At 54.1% G+C, this 18,559-nt stretch carries 17 protein-coding genes; 14 read left to right on the forward strand and 3 right to left on the reverse strand.

The features are described 5' to 3' along the window. The first annotated feature begins 25 nt into the window (after positions 1-25). From DL346_RS04110 to DL346_RS04135, 6 genes are all read left to right on the forward strand, one after another. Positions 26-814 (forward strand): VOC family protein, encoded by a 789-nt coding sequence (locus tag DL346_RS04110; protein WP_165822369.1) that lies wholly within the window; start codon positions 26-28, stop codon positions 812-814. A gap of 176 nt (positions 815-990) precedes the next feature. After that, positions 991-3,288 (forward strand): helix-turn-helix domain-containing protein, encoded by a 2,298-nt coding sequence (locus DL346_RS04115; RefSeq protein WP_165822370.1) that lies wholly within the window; start codon positions 991-993, stop codon positions 3,286-3,288. A gap of 205 nt (positions 3,289-3,493) precedes the next feature. Beyond that, complete coding sequence (locus DL346_RS04120; protein ID WP_112880788.1) at positions 3,494-4,408, forward strand: ABC transporter permease; 915 nt, start codon at positions 3,494-3,496, stop codon at positions 4,406-4,408. 1 nt (position 4,409) lies between these two features. After that, positions 4,410-5,291 carry a carbohydrate ABC transporter permease gene (locus tag DL346_RS04125; RefSeq protein ID WP_112880789.1) on the forward strand — a complete coding sequence of 294 codons (882 nt, stop codon included), beginning with the start codon at positions 4,410-4,412 and terminating at the stop codon, positions 5,289-5,291. A gap of 66 nt (positions 5,292-5,357) precedes the next feature. Then, entirely contained in the window at positions 5,358-6,938 is a 1,581-nt protein-coding gene (locus DL346_RS04130) for an extracellular solute-binding protein (RefSeq protein WP_112880790.1), read from the forward strand. A 73-nt stretch (positions 6,939-7,011) separates the two neighbouring features. Further along, positions 7,012-7,971 carry an MTP-1 family protein gene (locus DL346_RS04135; protein ID WP_112880791.1) on the forward strand — a complete coding sequence of 320 codons (960 nt, stop codon included), beginning with the start codon at positions 7,012-7,014 and terminating at the stop codon, positions 7,969-7,971. A gap of 64 nt (positions 7,972-8,035) precedes the next feature. Here the strand turns inward: DL346_RS04135 and DL346_RS04140 are convergent, their stop codons facing one another. Together DL346_RS04140 and DL346_RS04145 are read right to left on the reverse strand one after the other, a co-directional pair. Next, entirely contained in the window at positions 8,036-9,025 is a 990-nt protein-coding gene (locus DL346_RS04140) for a phytanoyl-CoA dioxygenase family protein (protein ID WP_112880792.1), read from the reverse strand. 93 nt (positions 9,026-9,118) lie between these two features. Continuing rightward, the gene (locus DL346_RS04145; RefSeq protein ID WP_112880793.1) at positions 9,119-10,018 is read right to left on the reverse strand and encodes an AraC family transcriptional regulator; all 900 of its coding nucleotides are present in this window, start codon (positions 10,016-10,018) and stop codon (positions 9,119-9,121) included. A gap of 229 nt (positions 10,019-10,247) precedes the next feature. Here DL346_RS04145 and DL346_RS04150 point away from each other — a divergent pair, with 229 nt between their 5' ends. Genes DL346_RS04150 through DL346_RS04160 form a run of 3 tightly spaced genes read left to right on the forward strand, consistent with a single transcriptional unit; the run spans position 10,248 to position 12,752 of the window. Continuing rightward, positions 10,248-11,009 carry an IclR family transcriptional regulator gene (locus tag DL346_RS04150; protein ID WP_240633023.1) on the forward strand — a complete coding sequence of 254 codons (762 nt, stop codon included), beginning with the start codon at positions 10,248-10,250 and terminating at the stop codon, positions 11,007-11,009. Positions 11,010-11,021: 12 nt separating this feature from the next. Further along, complete coding sequence (locus tag DL346_RS04155) at positions 11,022-11,795, forward strand: SDR family NAD(P)-dependent oxidoreductase (protein WP_112880794.1); 774 nt, start codon at positions 11,022-11,024, stop codon at positions 11,793-11,795. 48 nt (positions 11,796-11,843) lie between these two features. After that, on the forward strand, positions 11,844-12,752 hold the full coding sequence (locus tag DL346_RS04160; protein WP_112880795.1) for a fumarylacetoacetate hydrolase family protein: 909 nt from the start codon (positions 11,844-11,846) through the stop codon (positions 12,750-12,752). A gap of 39 nt (positions 12,753-12,791) precedes the next feature. Here the strand turns inward: DL346_RS04160 and DL346_RS04165 are convergent, their stop codons facing one another. Further along, positions 12,792-13,562: an endonuclease/exonuclease/phosphatase family protein gene (locus DL346_RS04165; RefSeq protein WP_112880796.1), complete on the reverse strand. Its 771-nt coding sequence runs from the start codon at positions 13,560-13,562 to the stop codon at positions 12,792-12,794. Between the two features lie 118 nt (positions 13,563-13,680). Between DL346_RS04165 and DL346_RS04170 the strand changes: the two genes are divergently transcribed. From DL346_RS04170 to DL346_RS04190, 5 genes are all read left to right on the forward strand, one after another. Further along, entirely contained in the window at positions 13,681-14,526 is an 846-nt protein-coding gene (locus DL346_RS04170) for an amidohydrolase family protein (protein ID WP_112880797.1), read from the forward strand. Between the two features lie 159 nt (positions 14,527-14,685). Then, entirely contained in the window at positions 14,686-15,312 is a 627-nt protein-coding gene (locus tag DL346_RS04175) for a PadR family transcriptional regulator (RefSeq protein WP_112880798.1), read from the forward strand. Between the two features lie 57 nt (positions 15,313-15,369). Continuing rightward, the gene (locus tag DL346_RS04180; protein ID WP_206098468.1) at positions 15,370-16,905 is read left to right on the forward strand and encodes an MDR family MFS transporter; all 1,536 of its coding nucleotides are present in this window, start codon (positions 15,370-15,372) and stop codon (positions 16,903-16,905) included. Between the two features lie 115 nt (positions 16,906-17,020). Beyond that, the gene (locus tag DL346_RS04185; RefSeq protein ID WP_112880799.1) at positions 17,021-17,440 is read left to right on the forward strand and encodes a hypothetical protein; all 420 of its coding nucleotides are present in this window, start codon (positions 17,021-17,023) and stop codon (positions 17,438-17,440) included. A 79-nt stretch (positions 17,441-17,519) separates the two neighbouring features. Next, a complete protein-coding gene (locus DL346_RS04190; protein WP_112880800.1) occupies positions 17,520-18,356 on the forward strand; it encodes a hypothetical protein in 837 nt (278 codons plus the stop codon). Positions 18,357-18,559 lie beyond the last annotated feature (203 nt).

Here is an 18,559-nt window from a genome sequence, read left to right on the forward strand (position 1 = left end):
AGCTCAATATAAGGAGATGAATCCGATGGAGAAGCTAGTCAGTCCGATCGAAAACGCGGTGGACAGCGTTTTTGTCCATGTCACGGACCTTAGGCGCGCAGCTGAATGGTACAGCATGGTCATGGGGCTGCCGGTATTGGAAGAAAGGCTGAACGGCGGCAATGTCTACTGGCTGAAGCTGCAAGGCGGGACAGGCCTTATTCTGGACGATAACCGCAGCAATGCGGCGGATACGCCTCATGTCCGCTTTATGTACAAGACCGATGATATCGATGCGGCTCTCCGGTATTTGGAGGGGAAGGGGATCAGCACGCTGGGCGGCATAGAACGTCCGCACCCCGGCTTAGCGTTTATGCGGTTCATCGACCCGGACGGCAACGCCTTAATGGTGACGCAGTCCGATTACGTATCGGACGTCGTTGAACGGCTTCCGGATACGGACAGTCCGATTCAGAACCGATTCGGCGGCATCTTCCTGAACGTGACGGATATGAACCGGGCGATCCGGTTTCACAGTGAAGCGTTAGGGCTTCCTTATTCGGAAGTATCGGATCGGCAAGAGGACTCCATCTACGATCTGGAGATGAAGCAGGGCAGCGGCGTCCTGTTGGACAACAACCGCTATAGGCAAGGTGATACGTACGAAACGCTGTTTATGTTCGTAACGAAAGACGTGGACCGGTCTAAAGATTATTTGGCGGCGCATGGCGTGCCGGTGTTTACCGATATCGAACGGCACGGCGAGCTCGCTTTCTTCACCGTGAAGGACCCGGACGGCAATTTCATCATGATCTGCAGCGAAGTGAACGAATAATAGAAAGGCTGAGTTTGGGACCTTCTGTCCCTAGAACTCAGCCTTTTTTAGGTTTTCGAGCCTCCGCATGGATGGACAGAACCATAGATGAAAGCGCTTTTTTGTTATATATTTGTTATATGCATAAAAACTGGCTGATTCCAAGACTTGCACGATCGGAAAAGGGGACCTTCATCATGACGCTCTTTAGACGGATTCTTCAATATCGAGTATACCGGCGGCTCGTACTTTCGTATCTATTGCTTTCCATCGTAACGATCGCATTGTTGACTTCCATTCTGTACGCCATGTTCTCCTCAAGGGCGGTAGATGAGGTGGATTCCTCTTCGAAGCAAATGCTGGCGCAGGTCAGCTATACGTCGAACGTCGTGTATGACCAAGTCACGGATATTACGAGTCAATTGCTGAGCGATAATGAGATTATTTCCTTCCTCTACGCGAAGGAAGACAATAAGAAAACCAACTATACCGCTTACTTGTTCTTGAACCGGCTGCAGGGCATTTATCCTTTCATCAAGAACATCGGCTTGTACAATTTCACAACCGGCGAATACATCGATTTTCTAGGATTAACGCCCGATCCAAACATCTTAAAGCAGCTGGAGGGCAATTCAATCGGTTTCATTCCGCGCCATGGAGAAACGGTGACGAAAGCTCCGCTTCGCCTGCTTACCTTCCGAATTACTCCGGAAATTTCGTTCGCGGACAAGCCGAAGGGCGCGATTGTCGTGGATCTGGATGAAGCGTACATTCGCAATACGATGCAGGGCATAAGCGCTTCCACGCATGATGCGTTAACGCTGGTTATGGATGCAAAGGGGACCATTATCTCCCATTCCGATCCGCAGCATTTTATGGAAAATTTCAGCGGCAAGCCGTATATTCATCGCATCTTGAGCGATCAGAAGCAATCCGGCGGCTTCGTCGAGAAGATCGAAGGGCAGAAGCAGCTGGTCACGTACGTGAAATCAGCGAATCTGGACTGGTTTTTCGTTACTGTGCGTCCTTATGGGGAAATGATCTCGAACATCGAGGAGCTGCGCAACTGGACGATCTTGATCGCGGTGCTGCTCATTATTGCCGGAGCCGCGTTTTCGCTCCTGATTACGGGCAATATGTATAACCCGGTGAAGGCGCTGCTGGATAAAGTAAACACGACGGGGGCGGCCGCCGCGAAGCCGCCGCTTCGCGTCGATGAATATGAACTGCTGACCGATGCGTTCACGAATACGATCGAAACGGCCAAGTCGATGGAATATACGATTCAGACGTCATCGCAGGCATTGAAGGACAGCTACATCGCGCACTTGCTGAGCGGCAATACGAAGCAGCTGGCTGTCTCCGCCGAAATGAAGCGGGAGTGGGAGAGCCGGTTCTGCGGTCCGTTCCTTACGGTCATCCTGTTCAAAATAGACAGCTATCTGACCTTCCATGAACAGCATAACGCGATGGATCGCGGACTGATCCGGTTTGCTATCGGCAATATTGCCGGAGAGCTGCTCGGCAAACAGTATCGCGCCGATCCCGCTAATATCGATGGGGATGAGGTCACGTTGATCTTGCAAACGGATTCTCCCGATATCGAGGACCAGCTGGTATTGATTTTCGGCGAGATTCAAGATGCTTTGCGCCGCTACTACGCGATTAGCCTCTCGATCAGCATCGGCGACTCCTGCGCGTCACTAAGCGAAATTCGGCATTCCTATGAAACGGCGCGCACGTATATGACGTCGCGATTGTTCCTGGGCCACGGCTGCATGGTGGATGCCAAATCGGCACAGAAGCAGGCTGAGCGGCAGGATCGTTACCCTACCCACATCGAGAAACGGCTCCTCGACTCGTTAAAGCAGAGCCAGTCGGCAAAAATGAAGCGCGAAATCGAATCCTTCCTCGAGGTCTTAAGGGGCTGCACCTATTCCAGCGCGATGCAATACACGCATTTCATCGTGCTTGGCGTCATTAAGGAGTTCGAATATGTGACCGAATGGTGGAACGTCGATGCCGAGCAATTGTATCGTGCGACGCGTCAAATTCAAACGATGGAGACGATCGGTGATATCGAGCGGCTGTTGTTAAGCCTCTGCCAGCAAATTGTGGAGATTCTGGAGGAGAATAAGAAGAACACCTACGTCGTAAAAAATGCGAAAATCATTGAAGCGATCCAGCAGTTCGTCCAAGAGCGTTATGCAGAGCACGGATTGTCGCTTGAAGCGGCTGCAGACTATGTCGGCTTTTCAACGGGCTACATCGGCAAGCTGTTCAAAAATATGACCGGCACCACATTCAACGATTATGTTACGCATATCCGGTTAGAGCAGGCCAAAGTGCTGCTTGCAACGACGAGCGATACGATTGCAGGCGTAGGCGAAGCGGTAGGCGTCTATAATGTTTCGTACTTCACGACGCTGTTCAAGAAGAAATACGGCATTACGCCGTCGGTTTATAAGGAGCAGGCCTCCAACGTGGGTGCATAAGCGATAAAGCCCGGTTTTACTGGGCTTTATCGCTTTTTTGCTGCTTTTCAATATCGGTTTTTCAATAGCGAGTGCGCGATTTTGAAAGCTGTTTTTGGATTAGTGAAAGCAGAGCCGATAGTCGAAATTTACAGGCTCCATACGAAATGTTTATGATGTGGTCAGGAAATCGCTTCAGCAACGAATCAGGCAAGGGGGGCTATTCATGACAGGCTTTATACGCGAGCTCATAAGAAATAAATACGCCTATTTGCTGGTTCTGCCGGCAGTCGTGTACGTATTCATATTCTCTTATGCGTCCTATCCGTATCTGCTCGTCGCATTTCAGCATTTTGATTACAATAAAGGGTTATTCAACAGCGATTGGGCGGGCTTGGCCAACTTTCAATTCTTCTTTAAATCCAATGACGCGATGAGGGTAACCTGGAACACGATCAAGCTGAACGTACTGTTTCTTATATTCGTTACGTTTTTTGCGCTCATGCTTGCGATTCTCTTCAATGAGATCCGCAATAAGCTCTACATCAGACTAGCGCAGACGACGCTGATCTTCCCGAGCTTCTTATCCTGGATCATTGTCAGCTATATGATGTACAGCTTGTTTGCGACGGAATACGGCATCATCAATCAGACGCTTAAAGGGCTAGGCATCGAGCAGATGAACTGGTATTCCAATCCGAATCCGTGGCCGACGATTCTGGTCAGCATGAAAGTATGGAAGGATGCTGGAATGGCTTCCATCATCTACTTGGCGGCGATCACGGGAATTGACGGTTCCTTATATGAATCCGCTGATCTGGACGGTGCAACGAGATGGCAGAAAATGACGCGGATTACGCTGCCGCTCATCATGCCGACCGTTACGATTCTAACGCTGCTGAATCTAGGTAAAATCTTCTATGCGGATTTCGGCATGATCTACGCGATTATCGGCGATAACGGCGTTCTCTATCCCACGACGGACGTTATCGATACCTATGTATTCCGGGCGCTGCGCATGGTTGGCGATCCTTCGAATGCGGCTGCGGTAGGGTTATTCCAGTCGACCGTCGGGCTCTTGCTTGTCTTTGTGGCTAACTGGATCACCCGCAGATATTTCAAGGAAGGAGCGCTCTACTAAGATGACGACAATCGGCAGACGTTTCAGTCCAGGCGTAATCGGGATTTACTTGCTGCTTACGATATTCGCGCTCGCTTGCTTGCTGCCTATGGTGATGACCCTCGTCGTCTCGTTCTCGGATGAGAACAGCATCGTCAATAAAGGCTACAGTCTGTTTCCCGACGCATTTTCCCTGGACGGGTACCGGGCGATCTTCGCCAATAGTGAAATCATATTCAAAGGCTATGGCATCTCGCTCTTCATAACGGCCGTCGGCACGGTGCTGGCCCTTTTTTTAACGGCGATTGGCGCCTATACGCTGGCTAATCCGCAAGTCAAATACCGCAACCATCTGGCGCTTTTCTTCTTCATTACGACGCTGTTCAACGCCGGAATCGTGCCGTGGTATCTGATGGTGAAGAAGCTGGGGCTGCTGGACAACATTCTCGCTCTTATCATACCGTCTCTGCTCTTCAGTGCGTTTAATATGTTTCTCATTCGCAATTTCATGGAAAGCTTGCCCGATGCGCTTCGGGAATCGGCTTATATTGACGGCGCGAATGATTTGACCATCGCGTTCCGCATCTATATGCCGCTCAGTCTGCCGGCGCTTGCGACCATTTCGCTGTTCTACGCCATCGGGTACTGGAACGATTGGTGGAACGCCATCATGCTCGTCGACAACAAAGATTTGTATCCGCTGCAGTATATTCTGTTCCAGCTCCGTTCCAACATTCAAATGCTGGAAATGCTGCCGAAAGGCGCGGGCAATGAGTATACGATGCCGGCGGAATCGGTCAAGATGGCAACGGTAATCATAACAATCGGGCCGATTGCGCTCCTCTATCCGTATTTGCAGCGGTATTTTGTCAAAGGGCTTGTCGTTGGTTCCGTGAAAGGGTAGGGATGATATTTTCCTTGCAAAAGGTAAATATACAAGGCAATTTTCAAAAAAAAGGAGAGGGCAAAGATGAAAAAAGCTTCACTACTATTGTTGTCCTGCGTCATGTCTGTTGCTATGCTGGCGGGTTGCGGCAACAATTCGAATGATGACAGCGCAGCCGGCGATACAAGCAGCAATGCCGGCACCGATTCGGGCAACGCAAGTACGGACGACGGCAACAAAGCCAAAGACGAATCATCTGCAGAGCCTGTTACGATTAAATATGTGCTTCCCGGAACAGAGCCTAAAGAATGGCCGGCCGTTAAAGAAGAAGTCAACAAGAAGCTGCTGGCTGACGGCGTAGGCGTTCAAATCGAGAAGGAATACATCGATTGGGGCGCTTGGGAGCAAAAAATCAACCTGAAGCTGTCCACGAACGAAAATTTCGATATGTTCCACGTCATGAATGACTGGGTCGGTCTTGCAAACTATGCAGGCCGCGGCGCATTGAAGGATATTACGAAGGAAGTCGAAGAGTTCGGTCCGAACTTGAAGAAGCTGATTCCGGCATCCGTTTGGACCGGCGTAACGAAAGAAGGCAAAATCTACGGCATTCCTGCCTATTGGTATGAGTCGGCGATTGACGGATCGATCACCCTCAATAAATACTTGCTGAACAAAGCAGGCGTAAGCGCGGACATTCAAAACCGCGACCAATTGCTTGATGCGCTGGAGCAAGTGAACACGAAGCTGAATATGAAGCTAACCATTCCGATTCGCGGCGGCCAAGCGGGGCCGGCCGATATTTTCCAACGCACTTATGATGCTTATCCGTTCACGGTCCGCGATAACGTGGCGTTCATCGGTCAAGACGGCGTCGTGAAGAACTGGGTGGAAACCGAAGAGTTCAAGCAGGATGCGGAATGGTTCCGCAAGGCGTACGAGAAGAAGCTCATCAACCCGGACGTGCTCACCGTGAAACAAGAGCAAGTTCAAGATCAAATCAAATACGGCAAATACGCGTTCGTATTCGGAACGCCGGGTTCGCTCACCGATGCTCAGAAAACGTATCCGGATATTAAAGACGAAGATTTCTCGCTGTTCCGCCTGAACCCTGAGAAAGAGAATTTCCGCATGGTCAACGCGAAGAACGTCAACGTTGTTGCCGCGAACAGCAAGCACCCGGCGGAAGTGGTGAAGTTCCTGAACTGGCTGTACGACAAACAAGAGAACTATGACCTGTTCATGTACGGAATCGAAGGCAAAACGTATAACAAAGTCGGCGACAAAGGTCTTGATCTGATCTTGGATCCGAAAACCAATTCGCCGATTTATCTCCAGGATGACTGGATGATCGGGAACCTTAACCTCATCCGCGTGAACCAAACCTTGCTGGATGCAAACAAACAGCTGTATCGAGAGGATAAAAACGCGAAGACATTCTTCGCGGCAAACTTCTTCTTCGATCCGGCACCGGTTAAAGCCGAGATGGGGAACGTGCAAGCGGTGTATACATCCGACGTCACGCCGATTTATCGCGGCGTTGTAGACTACGATTCGCACATCCAAGCTGCGCTGGATAAGCTGAAAGCAGCGGGGATCGATAAAGTGCTGGCGGAATACCAGAAGCAGCTGGATGCCTTCAAAGCAACGGCGCCTGCAGAATAAGTTGAGTTAACGGATGGCTCCTATCCGCATTGGATGGGAGCCATTTAGTTTACATGCGGATGGAGGAGTCGACATGATCCGGCTAGTGAAAAGAGAATTGAAAACGTGCTGCGAGCTGCTCTCGGAATATGAAGACAGCGGCAAAACGGCTGCGAATCCGGTCAAGCTGCAGTTCGAAGGCGTAGGCAGCCGCGATGTATACAATATTGCCGCGCCTTTCGAGGATGAGGGCGAGCACGTTATCGCGGGCCGTGTGGAAGCCAGAGACAGCGAGCATGCGCAGCTTATGTTCTTTGTGGAGCGGGCAGGCGTGTGGACGCCCCGGGCAGGCGCGCCGGTATTCGCGCTGCAGGACCCGTTCCATACGCGCATTCATGGCGAGCTTGTGGTCGGAGGCGTGCAAATTTATCCGCATCCCGAGCGGCCGGATGCGCTCGCGTGGCGCACCGTCTTCTATAAAGGCGCCTCGATCGCAGATTTGCAGCTGTTTTTTACAGGGCCTAACGGAATGAAGGATTTGCGGCTTGTAGAGCTGAAGGATGGCTCGGTCGGCGTGTTTACCCGTCCACAGGGCGAGAAGGGCGGCCGCGGCAAGATCGGTTACGCCTGCGTGTCATCATTGAGCGGGCTGACGGTGGGGATCGTTGAGGGAGCTCCTCTGCTAGACGGCCAATTCGTCGACGCGGAATGGGGCGGAGCCAACGAGCTTCACCTGCTCGCGAACGGCATTGTCGGCGTGCTTGGTCATATTGCCTGCTTCGATGACCGAGGTGATCGCCACTATTATCCGATGGCATTCGGATTTGATCCCGTTTCCGGACGATTCACCGATATCGAGCTGATTGCCGTCCGAAACCGGTTCTTGGCCGGCGCGGCCAAGCGAACAGATCTGGTTGATGTGGTATTTAGCGGCGGTATAATCCGTAAGCCGGACGGAACGGCCGATCTGTATGCCGGCATTAGCGATGCGGAGGCACATCGGCTGACGATTGATGATCCTTTTGCGAAATATGAAGCGTTGGAGAAGACGTAAACCGAAAGAAAGCGGCAGCCTGGGACGAGATGCTCAAGTCCCTGGCTGCCGCGTTTTATTCCCATTATTTCTTCTGGACGACCGGCATCATCATGCCGTTGTCCATTCCCATCATGCTGACGCTGCTGCCATCGGCATCGTCGCCTTCGTACAGGTACACCTCGGTGCCGAATACAGGCTCCGCATAAGGGAGGTGCGTGCGGCCCCGGGCGAGAATTTGGCGGTAGTTGCCGGAATCGCCCTCGAAGCCGTCATGGTCCCATGGCACCCAGGAGCGGGCGTTGCAATAGTGGCACACATACGAGCGGCGGAAGCGGTCCGTCGTCTTGTTCGGATAGGACCGGTGAAGCAGATGCGAGTGGAAGAACAGCACGTCGCCCGGCTGCAGCGGCACGGAAATAGGCGGCGGATAGTTCGCGACCACCTTCGAAAGCGTGTTCACCTCGTCGTCGAGATGGCTGACGTTGCTCACGCTGTTTAAATTCGAGAAGGCATCCAGCGCGTGCACGTTGCCGCCGCCGATCTCGGCCGGCGGATAGATCGGCTCATGGTTGGAGCCCGGCACGACCCAGAGGCAGCCATTCTCTTCATCGGCATCTTCAAGGGCGATCCATGCGCCGATAAGCGTATCGGGATGCGTCTTGATATAGCATGCATCCTGATGCCAGCCTTGGCCGCCGCGGCCCGGCGGATTCAGGAACATCATCGATTGCACGGCATAGACATCCGGCCCGATGAGCGCCTCGGTGACGTCCAGGATGCGCGGGTTCAGCATGCCGCGCTCGGCGGCCGGCTCTTTGCGGGAAAGCATGTGCACGCGCGTCGCTTGTTTAAACTCTTCGCTCAACGGATCGTCACCGCCGAAATTGATGCCCGGATTTTTGTTCTGGTTACGCGTTTTTTCAGCAAGCTCATAGAGCTCGGCGATGTCTTCTTTTGACACAAGACCTTTGACGATCAAATAGCCATTGCGCTGGTAATGCGCATATTCTTCAACACTGACCAAGTAGCGGTCATCCCGTTCGCGGGACTTAGGCGTATAGTAGGTTGCCATCGTGTATATTCCTCCAGTAGAGAAGTTGATATGCTTTCATTTTGCTATAGTCCGAGAACGGTTTCAATGGAGCGAACACGATAATCGGTGTGTTTATTTGATATCCGGATTCACGACGACATGGCGGTTGACGAACGAACGGCCCGGATCGGCGCCAATGTCGGCATGCCGGAAGATCGGTTCCTTGCAGCGCTCCATATATTCAGTCGCGGTCATGCCGCGAATGCGTTTATACATTTTCGAAAAATGATGCTCGTCTCCGAAGCCGGCCAAGTACGCGATTTGCTTCACGGTCCCCGCCCCCTTCATCATCAGCTCCTCCGCGCGGTGCAGCCTGCGTTCGAGCAGCATACGCTTCGGAGAAATACCCACCGCAGCCACGAACATGCGAGTAAAATGCTCATGCGACCAGCCGGATTGCCTCGCGATGCTCTCGATCGTCAACGGCTCGGCCAGATGCTCCTCGATATACGCGATGCTGTTGGCGATTTGAACGGGGTAGCTGCTGACCGCGAACTCAGGCGTTTTGTCGGCGTAGGCGGCCAGCTCTTCCAGCGCGGCGGCGAGAAGCGCCGTCAGCCTGCGCCGCCAGTGGTGGGATTGATGGTTCGCCACGACGACGATCTGGCTCATGAGCGCGGCAACCAGGCTGATGTGCTTGGCCGGTACGATGTCATGGCTCCCGAGCAGCGCGGCAAATCGAGGATCCTTGTTTCGCAGCGAGTCATAGTCGAAATGGACGAATTGGTGCCGGACGTTACGCTCGCGGTCAAAGAGATAGCGGTGGGAGACGCCCGGCTGCGTCAGCAGGAAGCAAGGCGAATCGAGCAGCTGCGCCGTGCCTTCCACCTCGTAAACCGTATCAGTCCCCTCCGGAAAATAGACCAGCTCAAAGTCGTCGATCTTACGCGGACCGAGCGTGTGACCGCCGGCCTGCAAGATAATATCGCCGATGCTGTTGATGACCGGCCATCCGCTCTGATTAGGCGGCATGCGGAGCACATCCTTCCTTCGCTCACGCGCGGCTTGGCGCGCTAGCGGGCTCTTTGGGTTTATTATTGCCGAGACGCGGGGGGCGGCGCAATAGAATCCTTCTCGCGTATAGCTGCCTTTCTACGAATTTTGGAGTTGAAATTGTACACCGGGCGAGCTATAGTGAAAGTAGAGTAGGTTTATTATACAGAAGTTGGTTTACTATACAGAACTAGATGAGGCGATCAGCGTGTCTGAGGAACGCAAATACTGGGTGCCGGCCTTGGAAAAGGCGGATAAGGTGCTGGCTATGATTGCGAAGGATCCGGCCAAGCATAAGCTGATCGATTTATCGAAACGGCTTGAGATCAACAAGAGCTCGATGTTTTCGCTGCTCGGCACGATGGAGGCGCTCGGTTGGGTGAAGCGGGCGGCGGCAGGCGATACGTACGCGCTCGGTCACGCATTTGCCGAATTCGGCTCCTCGTACCTGAAGCAGTATGACCTGCATCAGCACTTCCAGGACGAAGCGGCTCCGGTTCGCGACCGGCTGCAGGAGACGGTTCAGCTGGCGAGGCTTGCAGGCGATCAAGTGCTGTACTTGGGCAAAATGGAAGCGGTATCGCCAGTTCGGCTGCATTCCGAGCCGGGCATGCGGCTGCCGGCCTATGTAACGGCGCTCGGCAAAACGATGCTCGCCCAGCTAAGCCGGGAAGAGCTGCTGGCACTCTATCCGCAGCCCGAGCTGACGAAGCTGACGCCCTATACGATCGGCCACCGCGACGAATTGTTCGCGCAGCTGGACGCGATCCGCGAGCAAGGCTATGCCATGGACGACCAGGAGTCCGTCATGGGCTTCCGCTGCGTGGCGGCGCCGATCCGTTCAGGCGGGGGCGAAATGGCTGCTGTCAGCTGTTCCATGCTGCTGCACCAGTGGGAAGTCAAAGCCGCGGAGGCAAGGGACGAGATGATCGGCCTGGCGGAGCGGCTATCGGTACCAACCAACACATAGGGAGATGAGAGAATGCGTCTGCAAAACAAAGTAATTCTCATTACAGGTTCGGGCTCCGGCATCGGCAAGAGCACGGCGCTGCTGTTTGCGCGCGAAGGCGCGAAGCTTGTGATCAACGATCTGTCCGAGCAGCATGGAACGGAAACGGTTCGTGAAATCCAAGAAGCGGGCGGGGAAGCGATCTTCATTCGCGCGGACGTCACGAATCCGGCTGAAGTTTCCGCGATGGTCGATCGAGTTATCGCGACATACGGCGTCATCGACGTCCTCTTCAACAATGCGGGCATCAGCGGCGTCGGCGTGCTGCATGAAATCGAGCCGGAAACGTGGGACCGCGTCATGAACGTCAATATCCGCGGCGTCTTCCTGCCAAGCAAATACGTCATCCCGCACATGATCGAACGCCGTTCGGGCTCCATCATCAATATGTCTTCCTGCATCGCGGAGATCGGACTTGCCCGCCGCGCCTCTTATGCCGCAACGAAAGGCGCCGTGCTTGCGCTTACGAAGTCCATGCAAGTGGATTACGCGCAATACAACATCCGCGTTAACGCGCTTCTGCCAGGAACCATCATGACCCCGTTCGTCGAAAATTACTTGAAAACGTCCTATGCCGACCCGGCTGCAGCCATCGAAGGGCTGAAGAAGCGCCAGCTGAGTGAAGAACTCGGTTTGCCGGAGGATGTCGCCAAGGCCGCCCTGTTCCTTGCATCGGACGAATCGTCGTTCGTGATGGGTGCGCCTCTCTACGTAGACGGCGGCGTCGTATTTGGGAAGAACGCTTAACAGCGGCATTATTTTCACAATAAACCATATTGGAGGGCTATCGAACTCATGAAACTCATTAGCATTTCTAAGCAAGGCCGCAACGCGCTTGGCGTCGTAACGGAAAGAGGAGTCGTGGATGTAGAGGCAGCGCTGCAAGCAGGAGCTGGCGGCCATAACGCTGAAGTGCCGTCGACTGTGACGGCCGTCATCGAAGGCGGAGACGCTGCATTGGCGTCGCTGCGCGGTTATATAGGTTCCCTGCAGCTCGCAGGCGGGGAATCGTTTCTTCGCCAGGAAAGCGAAATCGAATGGGGACCGTGCGTCACGCATCCGAACAAAATCATCTGCATCGGCCTGAACTACCGGAAGCATGCGGAGGAAACGAACGCGCCGATCCCGGCTTATCCGATTCTGTTCAACAAATTCAACAATACGTTGACTGGCCACCTCAAGGATATCGCGGTGCCTAAGGTGACGGAGAAGCTTGATTATGAAGCGGAGCTCGTCATCGTGATCGGCAAGAAAGCAAAATACGTGGCTAAAGAAGATGCGCTCAGCCACGTATTCGGTTACTGCGCCGTTAACGACCTGTCGGCGCGCGACCTGCAGCTTCGCACGCAGCAATGGCTGCTTGGCAAGTCGTGCGACGATTTCAGCCCGCTCGGGCCGTATCTGGTAACGGCGGACGAAGTCGGCAACCCGAACGACCTGTGGATCAAGTCGACCGTGAACGGCGAAGTGCGTCAATCGTCCAACACGTCGGATATGATTTTCCGCTGTGACGAGATCGTCAGCTATGTGTCGCAGCATATGACGCTCGTGCCTGGCGATATCATTCTGACGGGAACGCCGGAAGGGGTCGTGCTCGGTTTGCCGCCGGAGCAGCAGGTCTACCTGAAGCCGGGCGACGAAGTGACGATTGAGATCGAGAAGCTTGGCGCATTGACGAACCGTTTTGTCGCGGATGTGCAATAAACGAGAAAAGGAGTGCGCATGCACTCCTTTTCTCGTGGATTAACGAGGGGAAATCTCCGCCGTAACCGGATAATGGTCGGAAGGATAGCGGCCGTTATACGTCCGGCGGTCGACTTGAACCGATGCGACCGATGCGTTTGGGGTAACCCAGATATAGTCGATCGGTTCGCCTTCTTCGCCGCCTTGAAAGGCGTGGAATGTTCTTCCGATGTCCGCCGGATCTTCAAGTGATGCGTAAGCGTTAACGAGCCCCAGCTCATTCAGGCATGCGACGACATCGCTGTCCGGCTCGCAATTGAAATCGCCCGTCAAAACGGCGGGAATGATGCCGCCGAGCGCTGCGGATTGCTTCATCCGGTCGGCGATCAGCCGGACCCCGCTCGTTCTCGCTTCGGCGCTGACGTGATCCAGATGGGTATTGTAAACGATCCATTCCTGGCCATTCGCTTCGCGCAGCTTCACCCAAGTGCACATCCGGGGACATGCGGTATTCCAGCTCATATGCCCGAGCTGCTCCGGCTGTTCGGACAGACCGAAATGGCCGCTTTCCACCGGCTTCAGCTTGTCCGTGCGATAGAAGACGGCGCAGTATTCGCCGTCGAGCTCTCCTGTTCGGCTAATGCCCACCCAGCTGTAAGCCGGCAGCTGCGCATGCAGATCCTGCAGCATCGCATTCGTGCCTTCCTGTGTTCCGACGACGTCGGCATTCGCCTGCTTAATGGCTTCTGCCGCCTCCTGAATCCGGTACGGCCAAGCGTTGTCGCCGTCGCTTGCGACGTGGACGCGCAGGTTGAACGTCATGATTTTCATCGTTTCATATCCTCCAATCGGTATTGGCATGAATAAGGAATCGAACCAAAATATAACATGCAAGCGCTTCAGCCCACAACCGTTTTCATTCATTTAAATTGAGAGGTGCAGAAAAGCCATGATCAAAATCGATGCCCATCAGCATTATTGGAAGCTGGACCGCGGCGATTACGGCTGGTTGACGCCGAAGGCCGGCCCGGTTCTTTACCGCGATTATGCGCCGGAGGATTTGGAGCCCGCGCTGGCGCAAGCCGGCGTCGCGCGCACGATCGTCGTCCAAGCGGCGGCGACTCACGAGGAAACAGCCTACATGCTGCAGCTTAGCGATACGACGGAATCGATTGCCGGGGTCGTAGGCTGGTTAGATGTTCACGATCCGAATTGGCGGAGCGTCCTGGAAGGCTTCCGCAAGCATCCGAAGTTTGCCGGCATTCGCATCATGATTCAAGATATGCAGGATCCTTACGAGAGCCATCACCCGAATTCGCTGGAGGCGCTTCGTTACTTAGCGGAGATCATGCTGCCTGTCGATCTGCTCATCACGAGCGGTCAGCTGCCGGCTACGATCGAGCTGCTCCGGCAGGTGCCTGGGCTGCACGCCGTTATTGACCATATCGGCAAGCCGCAAATCCGCGAAGGCATCTTCGAGCCTTGGGCCAGCCTGATCAGCGAGATCGCGAAGTCGCATCCCGGCGTGTACTGCAAGCTGTCCGGCATGCTGACCGAAGCGGCGCACGACGATTGGAAGCCGGAGCAGTTTACGGCCTACGTGAGGCATATCGTCGAGGCGTTCGGGACGGAGCGCATCATGTTCGGAAGCGACTGGCCGGTCTGCCTGTTGGCGGGAAGCTATCAGGACGTATGCGACGTGTTGGAAGCGGCGCTGCCGTCATCGCTCAGCGAACGGGAGCGAGAGGCTCTATACGGCGGCAATGCGGCTTCATTCTACAAGCTGGCTTTGTAATAAGAATCGCAAAACCTTGGGGCAGCTAAAATCTTGATGACTAGCCTCCCAAGGTTTTTTTTCGTTTATCGGGCTGTGGGCGGTTGACAGTATCTCCTCTACTTCGTATAGTCGAAATGGACTATACGAGTATGAATCGGTTTTAAGGAGTGGTGAGGGATGGCCAAACGAAAAGTGACGAACATGCTGGCATTGGCGGTCCTGTCGCTGCTTAACGAACGGCCCATGCATCCGTATGAGATCGCCGCAACGATGAAGCAGCGCGGCATCCCTGACGTGATCAAGCTCAATAACGGATCGCTTTACTCGGTGGTGGAATCGCTGCTCAAGCACAAGTGGATCGTGCCGATCGAGACGCAGCGGGAAGGAAAGCATCCGGAAAGGACGATTTACGCGCCGACGGATGCAGGGGTTGCCGAGTTTCACGATTGGATCCGGGAGCTGATCGATTCGCCGGTGAAGGAGTATCCGCAGTTTCCTGCGGCGCTTTCGTTCATCGGACATATTTCGCCGAAGGAAACGGTGGCGCTGCTCGAGCAGCGGAGGGCCTTCCTGCAGAAGGACGTGGTGCAGCGCCGGGCCGGCAATGCGTTCGCGGTATCGAAAGGGCTTGCCCGCATTTTCATTATCGAGCAGGAGTATATCGTGAACCAGCTGGAAGCGGAGTTGGCATGGCTTGAGGCGTTCATTCGCGACATCAAGGGGGGCGGCCTCACCAAGCTTCAGGAGGGGGCGCAGGTATGGATCGATACGACGCCTGGTTCGGAAGACGGCAATCAAACATGACAGACTGGAAGTCTGGAAAGAGCAAAGACGATTCTAATGTGGAGGGAAAACGTCAAAATGATGGCACAACGAAACAATGTGGGAGTTGTCGTGGCAGGCTTGCTGCTTAGCATTCTCATGGCTAGCATGGACAACACGATCGTAGCCACGGCTATGGGGACGATCGTCCATGACCTTGGCGGCATGGACAAATTCGTCTGGGTCACTTCGGCTTATATGGTCGCCGAAATGGCCTGCATGCCGATCTTCGGCAAGCTGTCCGACATGTACGGACGGAAACGGTTTTTTATTTTCGGGATTCTCATGTTTATGCTCGGCTCCATACTTTGCGGTACCGCAAATACGATTATAGAGCTCAGCATTTACCGTGCGATTCAAGGGATTGGCGGCGGCGCGCTAGTTCCGATCGCGTTCACGATCATGTTCGACGCCGTGCCGCTTGAGAGCCGAGGCAAGCTGGGCGGCCTGTTCGGCGCCGTATTCGGCATGTCGAGTATTTTTGGTCCCCTGCTCGGCGCCTATATTACGGACTATATCGCATGGGAATGGATTTTCTACATCAATTTGCCGCTTGGCCTGATTGCCTTCGCCATGATCGCGTTCTTCTATAAAGAATCGGTCGAGCATACGAAGCAGCGGATCGACTGGGGCGGCGCAGCCACGCTCGTAGCAGCCATCATCTGCCTCATGTTCGCGCTTGAGCTTGGCGGCAAGGAGTATGCATGGGATTCGGCGATGATTCTCGGCTTGTTCGGAAGCTTCGCCGTCCTGCTCATCGCCTTCGTTCTTATTGAACGCAAGGTGGCGGAGCCGATTATTTCGTTCGGCATGTTCCGCAAACGGCTGTACTGGTCCAGCAATGCGATGGCGATGTTCAGCGGGGCGGCGTTCATTACCGCGTCGGTCTATATTCCGATCTTTATTCAGGGCGTGCTCGGAGGGAAAGCGACCAACGCGGGACTTGTTCTGCTGCCGATGATGCTTGCCTCCGTCGTAACGGCGACCGGCGGCGGTTTCCTCATGACCAAGATCACGTTCCGCTCCATCATGATCCCGACGCTAGCGATCCTTGCGGTCGGCAATACGCTTCTGACTACGCTAGGCGTCGATTCGAGCCGCTTTATCGTCACGGTGTTCATGATTTTGGTCGGTCTTGGCATCGGCGCTTCTTTTTCCGTCCTAAGCAATGCCGCAATCTATTCGTTCTCGCCAAGAGAACGCGGAGCGGCGAGCGCGACGCTGAACTTCCTTCGCTCGCTCGGCATGACCGTAGGCATTACCGTTTTCGGGATTATCCAAAGCCACGTGATGACGAACAAGCTGACGGCTGCGTTTTCAGGTGCAGAAGGCGGCGCGGCTCAGCTCCCGCCGGAGCTTGATCTAAGCGACCCGCGCGCGATTCTGACACCGGAGACCAGGAAGCTGATCCCGGCCGATGTGCTCGATAAGATCGTTACCGCGCTGTCCTCCTCGATCACATACACCTTTATGTGGGCGATCATCCCGTCTGTGCTGGCTCTCGTCTTCGCGTTCTTCATGGGCCGCGAGAAATTGGATGAGATGGCGCAGAGCAGTGAGTACGGCTCCCATTAATTTGTCAGTGCCGCCCGGCTTGGGCGGCATTTTTTTACCCCCGCAACAGCGGGCACACGATTAAGCCCGCCCATTCTTGTTCATATTGGATAGCATAAGGAGGATGCAATCCACTATGACAAAACGTTTGGCGGTCTTAATCATGGCCCTCGCCATAGCCGCCGCAGTTCCGAATCAGCGCGCGCTGGCCGATCCGGCGCCAGAGACCGTCTTTATCGATGAAAGCGGCTATGAAGGCGATCTGCTGGCATGCGTAAAGCTGATCAATTTACATCTCAACTACTTGAACGCCGGGGACAGTGCCGCAAGCAAACAAATACTGACCTCGGACTATAGGGCGACCTTCAGCGCATTTACGCCCGGCTACACCGTTTCGGATGCCAAATTGCGTAAAGTCGGGAAGACGGAATCCGGCGGATATGTCGCCTACGTCGATGTCGACAGCAAATTGAAGAAGAAGCCGATGATCGAAACGATCACCTATGAATTTAAACGCGAAAACGATGTCTGGCTGATCGACAAATCCGGCGGTTAACCCGCTTAATCGACGCCGGCGACCGACAGCTTAATCCCCCTCCATCTGGTACAGTAGGACTATCTGAGGAGGGGGAACTATGAAATCCGATTTGAAGGTATCGCTGAATGGCGGCATCCATCCGCTGCCGAATTCACCGCATTGGAATTCCTTCAAGGTGGCGGTGCATTTGGTCATCGCCATCGCTCTGGCATTCCTTGGCGCGTGGTTTCTGCCGAAGGGCTACAACCTGTCGGCCGTTATCGTCATGGAGCTGTACATGATCGCCGTCATCGGCAAAGGCAAGCTGGACCATCCGCTCGGCATTCTCATCAACGAACGGAACCTCATGAGTCTTTCCCGGCTGCAGATGACGCTTTGGACGGTGCTGTTTACATCGGCCTATTTTACGCTTCTCATCGAGAACATTTCACTGCATCCCGGCGAGCAGCTGCAGCTGCAATTCGATTCGACCGTGCTGGCGCTGATGGGCATCAGCAGCGTGTCGGCGATTCTAAGTCCGATGATCCAGGGCACGAAGAAGAACCGGGAGATCGACGCTAATTTGAAAGCGCAGCTCATTCAGGGCGCAGCCAATTGCTACAACAAGAGCACGGAAGAGATCGAATCGAGCATGCAGGGGACGCTGTACGCAAATCCGTCTTATAAGGACGCGCGGTTCAGCGATATTTTCGAAGGGGAAGAGATGCAGAACCACGCGTACATCGATGTGGCGAAGGTGCAAATGTTTCTGTTTACGATGATGGCGTTCCTTGTGTACGGGGCGACAATTTTCTCGCTTGTCATTACCCGCGATCCGGGAACGATTACAAGCTTTCCGGAACTGCCGGAGGAGTTCATTGGTCTCATCGGCATCAGCAACGGCGGATATTTAACGAGCAAGATCATCAATTTCACTAAATCGACCCCTACCTAAAAGCCTAACAGGATTACCTATGCGATATAACGAATCGAAGCCGTTTCTCCTATGCCTAGCAGGCGGGAGAGACGGCTTTTTGTCGTTTACAAGAGTCACATGGCACATTTTAACAATATGTTCACAAATCATTAACGGCTGGTTAACATTACCTGCTTCCTACTTTAACGGCTGCTTTACAATGTCTTCCTATAATCAAAACT

Origin of the sequence: Paenibacillus montanisoli, assembly GCF_003268025.1 — a bacterium.
Taxonomy (GTDB): domain Bacteria; phylum Bacillota; class Bacilli; order Paenibacillales; family Paenibacillaceae; genus Paenibacillus_Z; species Paenibacillus_Z montanisoli.